The sequence below is a fragment of the Roseibium aestuarii genome (assembly GCF_008477545.1).
Classification (GTDB): domain Bacteria; phylum Pseudomonadota; class Alphaproteobacteria; order Rhizobiales; family Stappiaceae; genus Roseibium; species Roseibium aestuarii.
Genome location: NZ_VORA01000001.1, coordinates 1,381,130 through 1,395,269, shown reverse-complemented (window position 1 = coordinate 1,395,269; position 14,140 = coordinate 1,381,130). Strand labels below are relative to the sequence as shown.

General features: G+C 65.7%; 10 protein-coding genes. 4 read left to right on the top strand and 6 right to left on the bottom strand.

Going from position 1 to position 14,140, the window contains the following annotated elements; all coding sequences use genetic code 11:
• Positions 1-45: 45 nt before the first annotated feature.
• Together FR728_RS05955 and aspS are read right to left on the bottom strand one after the other, a co-directional pair.
• A complete protein-coding gene (locus FR728_RS05955) occupies positions 46-1,869 on the bottom strand; it encodes an ABC transporter ATP-binding protein (protein ID WP_149891673.1) in 1,824 nt (607 codons plus the stop codon).
• A gap of 235 nt (positions 1,870-2,104) precedes the next feature.
• Positions 2,105-3,886 (bottom strand): aspartate--tRNA ligase, encoded by a 1,782-nt coding sequence (aspS, locus tag FR728_RS05950; RefSeq protein WP_149891672.1) that lies wholly within the window; start codon positions 3,884-3,886, stop codon positions 2,105-2,107.
• A 353-nt stretch (positions 3,887-4,239) separates the two neighbouring features.
• Between aspS and rnd the strand changes: the two genes are divergently transcribed.
• Together rnd and FR728_RS19785 are read left to right on the top strand one after the other, a co-directional pair.
• Positions 4,240-5,412, top strand: coding sequence for a ribonuclease D (gene rnd / locus FR728_RS05945; RefSeq protein WP_149891671.1), 1,173 nt, complete (start codon positions 4,240-4,242; stop codon positions 5,410-5,412).
• A gap of 181 nt (positions 5,413-5,593) precedes the next feature.
• A complete protein-coding gene (locus FR728_RS19785; protein ID WP_188318803.1) occupies positions 5,594-5,785 on the top strand; it encodes an RES family NAD+ phosphorylase in 192 nt (63 codons plus the stop codon).
• 111 nt (positions 5,786-5,896) lie between these two features.
• Here the strand turns inward: FR728_RS19785 and FR728_RS05935 are convergent, their stop codons facing one another.
• From FR728_RS05935 to FR728_RS19525, 4 genes are all read right to left on the bottom strand, one after another.
• Positions 5,897-7,423 (bottom strand): Ppx/GppA family phosphatase, encoded by a 1,527-nt coding sequence (locus tag FR728_RS05935; RefSeq protein ID WP_149891669.1) that lies wholly within the window; start codon positions 7,421-7,423, stop codon positions 5,897-5,899.
• A 1-nt stretch (position 7,424) separates the two neighbouring features.
• Positions 7,425-9,659: an RNA degradosome polyphosphate kinase gene (locus FR728_RS05930; RefSeq protein WP_149891668.1), complete on the bottom strand. Its 2,235-nt coding sequence runs from the start codon at positions 9,657-9,659 to the stop codon at positions 7,425-7,427.
• A gap of 157 nt (positions 9,660-9,816) precedes the next feature.
• A complete protein-coding gene (locus tag FR728_RS19530; protein ID WP_149891667.1) occupies positions 9,817-10,503 on the bottom strand; it encodes a P-loop NTPase family protein in 687 nt (228 codons plus the stop codon).
• Positions 10,504-10,507: 4 nt separating this feature from the next.
• On the bottom strand, positions 10,508-11,602 hold the full coding sequence (locus FR728_RS19525; protein ID WP_149891666.1) for an AI-2E family transporter: 1,095 nt from the start codon (positions 11,600-11,602) through the stop codon (positions 10,508-10,510).
• A gap of 378 nt (positions 11,603-11,980) precedes the next feature.
• Between FR728_RS19525 and purM the strand changes: the two genes are divergently transcribed.
• Together purM and purN are read left to right on the top strand one after the other, a co-directional pair.
• Positions 11,981-13,072: a phosphoribosylformylglycinamidine cyclo-ligase gene (gene purM / locus FR728_RS05915; protein WP_149891665.1), complete on the top strand. Its 1,092-nt coding sequence runs from the start codon at positions 11,981-11,983 to the stop codon at positions 13,070-13,072.
• A gap of 71 nt (positions 13,073-13,143) precedes the next feature.
• Positions 13,144-13,806 (top strand): phosphoribosylglycinamide formyltransferase, encoded by a 663-nt coding sequence (gene purN / locus FR728_RS05910; RefSeq protein ID WP_280115334.1) that lies wholly within the window; start codon positions 13,144-13,146, stop codon positions 13,804-13,806.
• Positions 13,807-14,140 lie beyond the last annotated feature (334 nt).

The window sequence follows — 14,140 nt, the reverse complement described above, 5'->3', positions numbered from 1 at the left end:
CCGGAACTCTCCGGCCGTTTTTTTGTCTCGCAGGTGTCATGACCTTCAGGGCTGGCCGGGCTCGACCGGATCGGCACCGGCGGGAGCTGCCTCGCGCTGGCCGGCGCGGAATTGCAGGTCGCAGAGGCGGCGATAGATGCCGTCCCGGGCATTGAGCGCCACATGGGTGCCCTCTTCCACGCAGCGGCCGCGATCCATGACCACGATCTTGTCCGCATGCATGACGGTGGACAGGCGATGGGCGATCACCAGCGTCGTCCGGCCCTGCATGAGGCGCTCAAGCGCTGCCTGAACCTTGGCCTCGGATTCCGCATCAAGGGCGGAGGTCGCCTCGTCGAGCAGCAGGATCGGCGCGTTGCGCAGCATGGCCCGGGCGATCGCGATGCGCTGACGCTGACCGCCGGAAAGCTGGTCGCCGCCCTCGCCCACGGACGAGTCGTAGCCCTTGGGCATTGCAGTGATGAAGTCATGAGCGTTGGCGTCGCGGGCAGCCTGCATCACCTCCTCGTCGCTCGCCTCCGGGCGGCCGAGGCGGATATTGTCGCGCACGCTCAGATCGAACAGGAACGTATCCTGCGAGACATAGGCGATCGACCGGCGCAGGCTTGCCAGCGAGACACCGGAAAGCGCCTGACCGTCGATGGCAATGCGCCCCGAAGCGGGATCGTAGAAGCGCTCGATGAGGGCAAAGACCGTGGACTTGCCCGCTCCCGAGGCACCGACCAGCGCGGTGGTGCGCCCGGCTTCCGCCACGAAGGTGAGCCCGTTGAGCGCGGAGCCCTCGCCATAGGAGAAGCTCACATCCTCGAAACGGACCTCACCGGCGGTGACCCCCAGCGGACGGGCGTCGGCGGCATCCTTGAGCTCGGGCTCCTCGTCGATCAGGTCATACATCAGTCGGACGCCGACCAGCGAGTTGGTCAGGTTGACCTGCAGGCGCGCCAGGCGCTTGGCCGGATCATAGGCCAGCAGCAGCGAGGTGATGAAGGAGAAGAAGGCACCGGGCTCCTGGCCCATCTCGACCACGGAATAGCCGCCGTAGAGAATGACCAGCGCCACGGCAAAGCCGCCGAGGGTTTCCATCAGCGGCGAGGTACGCGCGGTCAGGGAGGCGATCTTGTTGGCCTGCCGCTCCACGTCGCCGACGGCGGCATTCATGGCGGCCTGAAGCCGGTCCTCGACCCCGAAGGCCTTGACGATGCGAATGCCGAGGGCAGTCTCCTGAAGCACGGACAGAATGCGCGTGGTGGAGACAAATTGGGACTTGGCGTGCTTGCGCACCCGGCGCACCAGCAGCGACACGCCGATGACCGCCGGCGGCATGATGACCAGCGCGAAGAGCGAGAGCAGCGGATCCTGCGCGATCATGACCGCGACCAGACCGATAATGGTGAGCACGTCACGCCCGAGGCTGACGACCACCAGATCGATGACGGCGCGGGCGGCCGACGTGTTGTGCTGGATGCGGGTGGTCAGTTCCCCCAGCGGCGTGCGGCTGTAATAGGCCATGTCCTGCTCGAGCAGGCGGGCAAAGAGCCGGCGCTGGCAATCGGCGACGATGGCATTGCCGACCCGGCTGAGAACCACCTGCTGGCCATAGGTCGAGGCGCCCTTGACCGTGAAGATCGCCATGACGAAGAGCGCGATCGCGACGATCATGCCCTTGTCCTGGTTGATGAAGACCTCGTTGATGACGTCCTTCATGATCCAGGCGCTGGCGGCCGTGGAGGCGGCCACCGCCCCCATGAAGACGAAGGCGACCGCATATTGGCGCAGGTAGCTGCGGGCATTCTCCAGCAGCAGACGGCGGATCAGGGGGATCGTCGTCTCGGGCGCGAGCTTTTCAGCGGTCTTGGTCTTTTTCGACATGATCCGTTTCGGTCGGCTTTTCAGGTGGCAACAGGTGAATGATCGTCATCATCCGGCAAGGCCGGGAGTTCCGGGATGGGTGAGCCGCCGGCACTCGCGGCTCAAGGCAGAGGGGCGCCGCTTCGGGCACTCCGGCCCCTTCAAAGACGGAAGGGGCACCGAACCGATCCAGCGCCCCTGTTCCAGAGTTTCAATCACATCCCGAGGGGATCCGATGCGTGTGCCACCGCACCGATCAGGCGCTCGGCAGGTTCAGGCGCAGATGCAGTTCGCGCAGCTGCTCCGTGGTCGGCTCGCTCGGCGCGCCCATCATCAGGTCTTCCGCCTTCTGGTTCATCGGGAACATGATGACCTCGCGGATGTTCGCCTCGTTGGCGAGAAGCATGACGATGCGGTCGATGCCGGCCGCGCAGCCACCGTGGGGAGGCGCGCCATACTGGAAGGCGTTGACCATGCCGCCGAAGCGCTTGTCGACTTCCGAGTTCGGATAGCCGGCGATCTCGAAGGCCCGGTACATGATTTCCGGCTTGTGATTGCGGATCGCGCCGGAGACCAGCTCGTGGCCGTTACAGGCCAGATCGTACTGGAAGCCCTTGACCTCAAGCGGATCGCCGTTCAGCGCATCCAGGCCGCCCTGGGGCATGGAGAAGGGGTTGTGCTCGAAGTCGATCTTGCCCGTGTCCGGATCCTGCTCGTAGATCGGGAAGTCGACGATCCAGGCGAATTCGAAGCGGTTGAGATCGGTCAGGCCGAGCTCTTCACCGATGATGTTGCGAGCCTTGCCGGCGATCTTCTCGAAGGACTTCGGCTTGCCACCGAGGAAGAAGGCGGCGTCGCCCACATCCAGACCCAGCTGCACGCGGATGGCTTCCGTGCGCTCCGGACCGATGTTCTTGGCCAGCGGACCGGCGGCTTCCATGGAGCCGTCGTCGGCCTTGCGCCAGAAGATGTAGCCCATGCCCGGCAGACCTTCGTCCTGGGCGAACTTGTTCATGCGGTCGCAGAACTTGCGGCTGCCGCCGGTCGGGGCCGGAATGGCGCGGACCTCGTTGCCGTCCTGCTCAAGCAGCTTGGCGAAGATCGCGAAGCCGGAGCCGGCGAAATGCTCGGAGACGACCTGCATCTTGATCGGGTTGCGCAGGTCCGGCTTGTCGGAGCCGTACCACAGCATGGCGTCGCGATAGGCGATCTGAGGCCAGTTGCGGTTGACCGGACGGCCACCGCCGAACTTTTCAAAGCAGCCGGCCAGAACCGGTTCGACCGTGTCGAAGATGTCCTGCTGCTCCACATAGGACATCTCCAGGTCGAGCTGGTAGAAGTCGGTGGGCGAGCGGTCGGCACGCGGGTCTTCATCGCGGAAGCAGGGCGCGATCTGGAAGTAGCGGTCGAAACCGGAGACCATGATCAGCTGCTTGAACTGCTGCGGCGCCTGGGGCAGCGCGTAGAACTTGCCCGGGTGCAGACGGGACGGCACCAGGAAGTCGCGCGCGCCTTCCGGCGAGGAAGCGGTGATGATCGGCGTCTGGAACTCGGTGAAGCCGATGTCCCACATGCGGCTCCGCAGGTCGGCGACGACCTTGGAGCGAAGCATGATGTTGTTGTGCAGCTTCTCCCGACGCAGGTCGAGGTAGCGGTACTTCAGGCGGATTTCTTCCGGATAGTCCTGATCGCCGAAGACGGGCAGCGGGAGTTCCTTGGCCGCGCCCAGGATTTCCATGTCGCGGATGAAGATCTCGACCGCGCCGGTGGCGATGTCGGCGTTGATGGTGGCGTCGGTGCGCTTCTTCACTTCGCCATCGATGCGGATGCACCACTCGGAGCGCACGGTTTCAGCCAGCTTGAAAGCGGCCGAATCCGGGTCGATCACGCACTGGGTGATGCCATAGTGGTCGCGCAGATCGATGAACAGCAGACCGCCGTGGTCACGGACACGATGGACCCAGCCGGACAGGCGAACGGTTTCGCCAACATGGGTTTCGCGCAGGTCGCCGCATGTGTGACTACGGTAGCGATGCATGTATTCCTCGACAGTTTTCTAATTCGGACAGCCCCGTCCGGCAGTTCGACGGCCATGGTGGACGGGATTCGACAGATGGGGTCGGCGCGCACGCCAGATCTCGATGGGTGGAGAAGCCACGTCACCGGTCAGAAGTCAAGGCGCAGGGCGGTTTGCGACCCGTTTTGCGCCGGCATATCGCAAAAGCGCGGGCGCGTAAACGGCAGCGGGGTCTGCCGCGCCCCTGCCCCGTGCTTTCCCTGTCCTCCGGCTGCCGACCTGCGGCATGGATGCAACCCGCTGCAGCTCCCGGGCCGGTTCGCGCGATTTCGTGGCGACAAAGAGGCAGGACTGCGATATAGCACTTGGTCACCATGAATGTGATTACGACTACATCCGAACTCGCCGCCGCCTGCGAGACCCTCGGCTCGAACGATTATGTGACCGTCGATACGGAGTTTCTGCGGGAGAGCACCTTCTGGCCGCAGCTCTGCGTGATCCAGCTGGCCGGTCCAGGTCAGGCCTACGTGATCGATGCGCTCGCCGAAGGCCTTGATCTTGCGCCCTTCTTTGCCCTGATGGCGAAGGAGGACGTGACCAAGGTGTTCCATGCGGCCCGCCAGGACATCGAGATCATCTATCATCTGGGCGGTCTGATCCCGACCCCGCTCTTCGACAGCCAGGTGGCCGCCATGGTCTGCGGCTTCGGCGATTCGATCTCCTATGACCAGCTGGTCTACAAGGTGACGGGCGCCCAGCTCGACAAGTCCTCGCGCTTCACCGACTGGGCCCGGCGTCCCCTGACCAGGAAGCAGCTCGAATATGCGGTGGCCGATGTCACCCATCTGCGCGACTGCTATGCCTTCTTGAAGGCCAATCTGGCCGAGCAGAAGCGCAGCCACTGGGTCGAGGACGAGATGAAGGTGCTGCTGTCGGAAAGCACCTATCGCACCGAGCCCGCCCATGCCTGGCAGCGCCTGAAGCTGCGCGTGCGCAAGCCGATCGAGCTGGCGGTAATGATGGAAGTCGCCGCCTGGCGCGAGCGCGAGGCGCAGGGGCGCAACGTGCCGCGCTCGCGGGTGCTGAAGGATGATGCGATCTACGAGATCGCCGCCCAGCAGCCGGCCGATCCGGAATCGCTTGCCCGCCTGCGCACCATCCCCAAGGGCTTCGAGCGCTCCAAGCCGGCCGAGGAAATCCTCAAGGCCGTGCGTGCCGCCCTCTCCACCCCGCGCGACAAGCTTCCGAAGGTACCAAAGGGCCGTCAGTCTCCGGACGGATCCGCCGCCGCCGTTGATCTCTTGAAGGTGCTGCTCAAGCTCGTCAGCGAGAACCACGGGGTTGCCTCCAAGGTGATCGCTACGGTCGATGATCTGGAAAAGATCGCCGCCGATGACCACGCGGATGTGGCGGCCCTGCAGGGCTGGCGCCGCGAGCTCTTCGGCGAGACCGCGCTCAAGCTGAAGCGCGGCGAAGTGGCCCTTGCCTTCCGCGACCGGCAGATCGTCGCCATCGAGCCTGCTGCCGAGCGCGAAGCCGCCGAGTAAGCGGCCCTCTCCTTCGCAGAACCCTCAAACGGCGCGGTCCTCCGCGCCGTTTTTTGTTTTCGGGCGTCCCCGCTGGTTTTCGTTCTGGTGCAAGGACAGCTGCCGCCGGAGCGTCGGGTTTCCGGCCCGGGCGCTAGCCTGCTCATGGCCAGCTTCGTCCACGTTTCCACCGATCGGGGCGGTGGATCTGGAACTGCATGACGCGACGGGGCGCGATGACCTGCTTGACCCGGACGACACGAGCGACGGACAGACGATCGGACGGGCGCTGCGGGAGGCTGAATCGAACGGCATCGTCTATCCGAGCGTGCGTCACGAAGGCGGATGCTGCATCGGCGTCTTCTGGCCGGACCTGCTGCCGATCCTAGTGTAGGGCGACCACTATGACTTCCATCTCGACGGGCAGCGCGTCGACCGGATCCGCAATGCAAGCCGGGGTAGGCTCTACGCCCTGTGACTTGCCGGATAAGGGGCGCGCGTGACGTCAGCTGTCGCTGACGACGATCTCGCCCCGGCAGTCCACCAGCTTGGCAAACTGGGTGAAGCGCTTGCGCAGGCGCTCGCCGTCGAATTCGGCCAGATCCTTCGGCAGGGTCAGGGTCACGAGCCCCTCTTCCGCCTTGATGCCCGTGCGCGGCAGGATGCCGGGCATGGAGGCGGTCAGCAGCGAGGCCACCCGCAGCATGGCGCCCACCATCCGGGAGCGCTCCTTCAGGCGCCCGTCGAAGAGCTGACGGATCACCGGCGACAGGCCCGCGTCCCCCAGCCCCTGATGGCGATAGAAGACCGAAGCCGCCAGGAAGGCGCGGCCCGCGTGGTCGAGCCCGACGAAGGCCGCGTTGGAAATGATGTTGAGGCTCTGCTCGCCGCGATAGTCGGGATGGGCGCGCCAGCCGATGTCGGAGAGCAGGCAGGCGGCGTGGCGCAGGGGCTTCTCCTGCCCCACTTCCTCGATGGCCAGTGCGCCGAAGATCCGGTCGGACCAGGCCACCAGCTCCTCGGCATGTTCGGGCGAGCGGGCGCGCAGCAGCGCGAATTCCCGCGCGGCCTCGATCACCGGATCCTGCAGCTTCATGCGGGCGGGCAGCATGTCGTAGAGCAGGCCTTCACGCACACCGGTGGCCGAAATGATCAGCTTGTCCGCCTGCATGGCGGTGAGCACCTTTTCCAGCACCACGGCCCCGAAGGGCACGAGGGACCGGCGCTGCTTCGACACGACCTCCGATCCGGCCACGCCAGAGAGGTCCTTGACCGAGACCTCGCGGCAGAAAGCGATGGCATCGGCCGCCGGGATCTCGAAATTATGCATCACGTGCAGGGGATAGGCGACGCGCTCCATGTAGAGGCGCGCCAGCGAACGCCAAGTGCCGCCGACCGCATAGAAGATGCGCTCGCCCGGCCCGAGATCCGGCCACTGATAGGTCGCCAGCGCCTCTTCCGCCAGGGTCTGCGCCCGGGCAATCTTGCCTTCCGAGGCTTCCGCCAGACGCAGGCCGCCGAGCGCGAAGGTTTCTCCAGGGCCGGATGTGCCCTTGTCGACGGGCACCAGCTCGAGGCTGCCGCCCCCCAGATCGCCGACGATGCCGTGGGGATCCCAGAAGCCGGCGATGACGCCGAGGGCGGAGTAAAAGGCTTCCTCGCCACCGTTCAGGATGCGCACGGGAACGCCGAGGATCTCTTCCACGGCCGCAACGAATGCGGGGCCGTTGGCGGCGTCGCGGGCAGCAGCGGTAGCAATCACATGGGTCTCGCGCACGCCGATATGGGCGCTGACCGCCTTGAAGCGGGTGATGGCGCCAAGCGCGCTCTGAACGCTGTCCTCGGCCATGCAGCCGGTCACCGCGATGCCGCGTCCGAGGCCCGCAAGCGTCTTCTCGTTGAAGAGCATGGTGGGCGTACGGGCATGGCGCTCATAGACCACCAGACGCACGGAATTGGAGCCGATGTCGATGACGGCGATCGGGCCGGTGCCGTTCAGACGGCCGCGAGCGGGATAGCGGTTTGCAGTCATGTCACTCTTTCGGCGGTGCGCCTTCGGCAGCCCGCTTGAGGAAGGATTTCGGCCGATCGCTCTTCAGCGACTTGCCCCGGCCCGACAGGGAGGGGTTTGTCATGAAATAGCGGTGGGCGTTGAAAGGTTCCTCGTTGTCCCCCGGGATCACCCGTTCGTGCGAGCCGTCCGGCAGGATCCGCCAGCTCTGCTGATTGTCCCTGAGGTTCGCCACCATGATCTGGTCGAGAACCTGTTCATGCACGGTCGCCGTCCGCAGAGGAACAAGCACCTCCACCCGGCGGTCGATGTTACGAGGCATCATGTCCGCAGAGCCGATGTACACGTGGGCCTGCGGCGAGGGCAACCCGTGCCCATTACCGAAGCAATAAATTCGTGAATGTTCCAGAAACCGTCCGACGATGGACTTCACCCGGATGTTGTCGGAGAGGCCCGGAATGCCCGGGCGCAGGCAGCAGATGCCGCGGATGATCAGGTCCACCTGCACACCCGCCTGGCTTGCCCGGTAGAGCGCATCGATGACCTGGGCGTCGACGAGGGAGTTCATCTTCATCCAGATCTGGCCGGGACGTCCGGCCTGGACATGGTCGATCTCCGCTTGCGTGAGCTCGAGGATACGCCGCCGCAGGCTCAGCGGCGAGACCGCCAGATGGTTGAGCTCGCCCGGCTCCGCATAGCCGGTGATGTAGTTGAACACCCGGGCCGCGTCCTGGGCCACGTCCGGATCATCGGTGAAGAAGGACAGATCCTCGTAAATCCGCGCGGTGATCGGGTGATAGTTGCCCGTGCCGATGTGGCAATAGGTGCGCAGGCTGCCGTGCTCGCGGCGCACCACCATGGAGATCTTCGCGTGGGTCTTCAGCTCGATGAAGCCGAAGACCACCTGAACGCCGGCGCGCTCCAGGTCGCGGGCCCACTTGATGTTGGCCTCCTCGTCGAAACGGGCCTTCAGCTCCACCAGCGCCGTCACCGACTTGCCGGATTCGGCGGCTTCCACCAGCGCCTTGACGATGGGCGAGTTGTTCGACGTGCGATAGAGCGTCTGCTTGATCGCCACCACATCCGGATCCTGAGCGGCCTGGCGCAGGTACTGCACCACCACGTCGAAGGATTCATAAGGGTGATGAACGATGATGTCCTTCTGGCTGATGGCGGCAAAGCAGTCGCCGCCATGCTCGCGGATGCGCTCGGGGAAACGGGCCGTATAGGGCTCGAACTTCAGGTCGTTGCGGTCCAGGTCGACGATCTGGGAGAGGTTGTTAAGGGCAAGCAACCCGTCGGCCAGGAAGATCTCGTCCTCGCCCACATGCAGCGCCTCGGCCACGAAGGCGCGCAGGGCCGGCGGCGTGGTGTCCTGGATTTCCAGACGGATCACCGATCCCCGGCGGCGGCGCTTCAGGGCGCTCTCATAGAGCCGGACGAGATCCTCCGCCTCTTCCTCGATCTCGATGTCACTGTCGCGGATGATGCGGAACGCGCCCTTGCCGATGATCTCGTAGCCCGGGAACAGCCTCCCGATGTAGAGGCCGACGACGCGTTCGATGGCGATGAAGCGGATGCCGCCGTCCTCGCCATTGGGCAGGCGCACGAAGCGGTCCACCTGGGAGGGGATGCGCAGGAGCGCGATCATGCCGCGGCCGCCCTTTACCGGGGCCAGCTCGAAGACGATCGAAAAGCCGAGGTTCGGAATGAAGGGGAACGGATGGGCCGGATCGATGGCGAGCGGCGTGAGGATCGGGAAGATGTAGGTGAGGAAGTGATCCTCGAGCCAGCTGCGGTCCGCAGGCCCAAGTTCTGCCACGGCCAGCGTCTGGATACCGGTTTCGGCAATCTCCGTGCGCAGGCCGCGCCAGATGGTCTGCTGCGACGCCTGGAGCCCCCGCACGGCCTCGGAGATGCGGACAAGCTGTTCGGACGGGGTGAGGCCATCGGCGGAGCGGCTGATCACTTCCGCCCGCTGCTGACCGCGCAGGCCCGCCACGCGGACCATGAAGAATTCGTCGAGATTGTTGGCGGAGATGGACAGGAACCGCAGCCGCTCCAGCAGCGGATGGTTGCGGTTCATCGCCTCTTCGAGCACCCGGTGGTTGAACTGGAGCCAGCTGAGCTCCCGGTTCATGAAGCGGCTGGGGGACGAGGCCAGGTCCGGGTCGGCAACGGCCGGATCTCCCGCCAGCGAGCTCGGGGCTCCCGCAGAGGCCTGCACCGCATCCCTCAGATCGATCTCGTCCGTCATCCCTCTACGCTCCCACGCTGTAACCGCCGCAGGCCCGCCGCCCCTCCGGCCTGGTGCCGCAGGGACACGAATCTCGGACCTTGCCCGCCCCACTAGTGCCGCATAAGTGGCCACTTGTCAGCAGGCACAGGCCCTCACGTCTCGCAGCGGGACAGGCTCAGACGAGGGGCTCGGCCTCCAGCCGGTCGAGAACGCGGCCCACGAGGGGCTTGGAGATCTTGACCCGGCCCGCCAGCGCTTCCCGGTCGATGGCCTCGACAGCCCGGCAGGCCACGCCCAGAGACCGCTCCATGCGCACCACCAGATAGTCGACCACGGCCAGATCCACATGGAGCTGACGATCGGCGAAGAGCTTGACCAGCACATGCTGAAGCAGACCGTCGTCCGGCTCCAGGATCTCGACCGGGGTCGCTGCGCGCAGGCGCGACATGAGATCCGGCAGGCGCAGGTTCCAGGCACTCGGCCAGGTGCGGCTGGTGATCAGGACGTTGATGCCTGCCTGCCGCGCCGCGTTAAGCAGATGGAAGAGCGCGGTCTCGTCGACGCCGCGATGGGCATCCTCGAGAACCACGGCCGGGGCCAGAGCCAGATCGCCCACGAGCTCGCTCGTCAGATCCTGGGCATCGATGACGGCAGCCCCGCTCTCGGCCCGGAAGACCTCCACGAGATGGGTCTTGCCCGCACCGACCGGCCCGGCAAGGATCACGACCGAAGACGGCCAGTCCGGCCAGCGGTCGAGCAGTTCGAAGGCCGCCATGTTGGAGCTGCCGACAAGATAGTCGTCTCGACCGAGCGCCTCATCGTGTGGCAGGTCCAATGGCAGCTGGCGAGGAGTGTCCGCCATCATGTCATGCGCCTGTTTCTTCTTGGGCCGCTGCGGTGCGGCCGGTCCCTGTGTACAGTGGGCTCGCTAGGTACTGCCTCAGGGCAAAACGCGCAAGCACCCCAAGCATGGCCGCGACCGGAACGGCGATCAACATCCCCACAAATCCAAACAGGTAGCCGAAGGCGAAGAGCGCGAACATGAGCGTGACCGGGTGCAGGCCGGTGCTTTCGCCCACCAGCTTGGGCTGCAGCACGTTGCCTTCCAGAAACTGTCCGGCGCCGAAGATGGCCGCCACGACGAGTATCATGCTCCAGTCCGGCCAGAATTGCACCAGGGCGACCCCGAGGGAGACCAGGAAGCCGAGGCTGGCGCCGACGAAGGGAATGAAGCTGACGAGCCCTGCCCCCATGCCGATCAGCAGGCCGAAGTTGAGACCGGCGAGCATCAAGCCGATGGCATAGAAGGCGCCGAGCAGCAGGCAGACGGAGACCTGTCCGCGCACGAAGCCCGACACCGCGGCGTCCATTTCCCGGGCCAGCTGGCGGATGGTCTCCTGATGATCGCGGGGGAGCCAGCTATCGATATGGGCGACCATGTGGTCCCAGTCGAGCAGCAGGTAGAAGGCGACAACCGGGGTCACCACCAGAAGGGAGACAACGGACAGAAGCGCCTGACCGCCGTTCCACACCGACTTCAGGATACCGGTAACCCAGCTCGCCCCCTGCCCCAGCAGGTTGCCGAAGGAGGACTGGAGGTCTTCCATGCGGAACAGGCCGAGACGGGCGAGCCGCTCGCCGAAATTGGTGCGCAGAAGCTGCTGCAGCTGGTCCACCAGCCCCGGAGCCTTTTCCAGGAAGCCCGAGACCTGGGAGCCAAGCACCGGACCCACCACCAGCAGGAAGAGCAGCACCATCAGGATGAAGACAAAGAGGATCGTCAGGGTGGCCCAGATGCGGCTCATGCCCCAGGCCTCGAACCGGTCGGCCACCGGATCGAGCAGATAGGCAACCGCCATGCCGGCCACAAAGGGCAGCAGCACGTCGGAGAAAACGGTGAGGAAGAGCACCAGAAGCGCGGTAGCCAGCAGCCAGAACTGGACGTGACGACGCAGGGACATGGGACACCTTTTCGCGCGGAGGGTTGCAGTCTGAGCGGCCGGACGGCGATCCCGCGTCCGGCCTTCGCACTTAGGGATGACCAGCGGCTCAGGTCAAGAGACACATCAAGAGACCGAGGTGACCGGTTTCCGGCCAAGGCGTCCCTCCACTGCCCCTCAGCCGCCGATCTGGCCCCTCCGGGAGAATGGCGGAGGACCCGCATTTGGGTCCCTGCCGAGCCACTCCTGCACGGTGCAGGACTGCCCCGTCGGGTGCGCGCAGCCAAGACCGTCTCGAAGAAGCGGTCGCTGCCCGGCATAGGCCCTTGTTTTCCGGCGCTTCACCCTGTAAGCGCGTGGCCTAGAGACGCATTCATCCCCCTGGAAGCGGAGTCCCCCATGAGCGATACCTCGTCCACCGGCCAGAACGGTCTGACCTACGCCCAGTCTGGCGTCGACATCGACGCGGGCAACGAACTGGTCAAGCGCATCAAGCCGCTGGTCAAGGCCACCGCCCGGGCAGGCGCCGACAGCGACATCGGAGGCTTCGGCGGCCTGTTCGATCTCAAGGGCGCGGGCTTCAAGGACCCGATCCTGGTGGCCGCCAATGACGGCGTCGGCACCAAGCTGAAGATCGCCATCGACACCGCCCAGCACCGCACCGTCGGCATCGATCTGGTGGCCATGTGCGTCAACGACCTGGTGGTCCAGGGTGCCGAACCCCTCTTCTTCCTGGATTATTTCGCCTGTGGCGCCCTTGACGTTGCCACCGCAACGGATGTGGTCGCAGGCATTGCCGATGGCTGCAAGATCTCCGGCTGCGCCCTGATCGGCGGCGAAACCGCCGAGATGCCCGGCATGTATGCCAAGGACGACTATGACCTCGCCGGTTTCTCGGTCGGCGCCGTCGAGCGCGACCAGATCCTGCCGCGCAAGGATGTGGCGACCGGCGACGTGCTGCTGGGCCTCGCCTCCTCCGGCGTTCACTCCAATGGCTTCTCCCTGGTGCGCAAGATCGTCGCCGTCTCCGGCCTGACCTGGGACGATGCGGCGCCGTTTGCCGACGGCAAGTCGCTGGGCGAAGCCCTGATGACGCCGACCCGCATCTATGTGAAGCCGCTGCTGGCCGCACTCAAGGAAACCTCCGGGGTCAAGGCGCTGGCGCACATCACCGGTGGCGGCCTGCCGGAAAACCTGCCGCGCGTGCTGCCCGAGGGCACGGTAGCCGAGATCGATCTGAGCGCCATCGATGCGCCGGCGGTCTTCAAGTGGCTGGCGAAGGCCGGCGGCGTGGCGGAAAAGGAAATGCTGCGCACCTTCAACTGCGGCGTCGGCATGGTGATCGTGGTGGCGGCCGATCAGGCGCAGGCCGTGACCGATGTGCTGACCCGTGAAGGCGAGACCGTGTTCCGCATCGGCACGATCGCTCCGGAAGGCACCGGCACGGGCGAAGCCGTCCACTTCACCGGCTCCCTGGGCCTGACCGCATGAGCGGCACGGGAACCGGCGCTGGCTCCGAGACTGGCACTGGCACTGGCAGCGACACTGGGCCGGTCCGCAAGATCGAGCGCAAGCGCGTTGCCGTGCTCATCTCCGGACGCGGCTCCAACATGCAGTCCTTGATCGCGGCGGCGATGGATCCGGCCTACCCGGCGGAAATCGCCCTCGTGCTCTCCAACAGGCCGGATGCGGGCGGGCTGGCCCGCGCCGCGGAGTTCGGCATTGCCACCGCCGTGGTCGACCACCGGGACTACAAGGGGGACCGGGAAGGTTTTGAGCGGGCCGTGGACGCCATCCTCAAGGCAGAACGGATCGAGATCGTGGCGCTGGCCGGCTTCATGCGCCTGCTGACCCCCTTCCTGGTCAATGCCTGGAGGGACCGGATGATCAACATCCACCCGGCGCTGCTGCCCTCCTTCAAGGGACTGGCGACCCACGAGCGGGCGCTGGAAGCCGGCGTCAAGCTGCATGGCGCGACCGTGCATTTCGTCTCGGCCGAGATGGACGACGGACCGATCATCGCGCAAGGGGCCGTTCCGGTCCTCGATGACGACACGCCCGAGACCCTGGGCGCGCGGGTGCTCGGCGTCGAGCACCAGATCTACCCCCGCGCCCTTGCGCTCGTGGCCTCCGGCAAGGCCAAGCTGCGCGACCGCCGGGTCGTCAGCGGCACGGACAGCTTCAGCGGCGACGCCCCCGAACCCGGCGCCCTCATCGTGCCCTGAGGCGCGAGACCCGTTCCTGACAGGCAAAAGGCCGGAGGCAGCGATACGCCCTCCGGCCTTTTTTGTGTCTTGTGCATGAACAGGGCTCTCGCTTCAGCACCGACCGACCACGACCTGCGGCCTGCGTCTCCACCGAAGCCGATCCTCGCCATCATCTCGTGGCTCTGCTGCTAACTCCGAGGTGAGAAGGCACACCCCTCACCCGGCGCTGCGCGCCGACCTCTCCCGGTCTCGGGAGAGGTAACAGGTGGCTGCCTCCGGGACCCGGATCCGCTCGCCAATGCCACCTCAGGGCCGCTCCCTCGCAAGCTCTCTTGCGATATCCCTCCCTTCT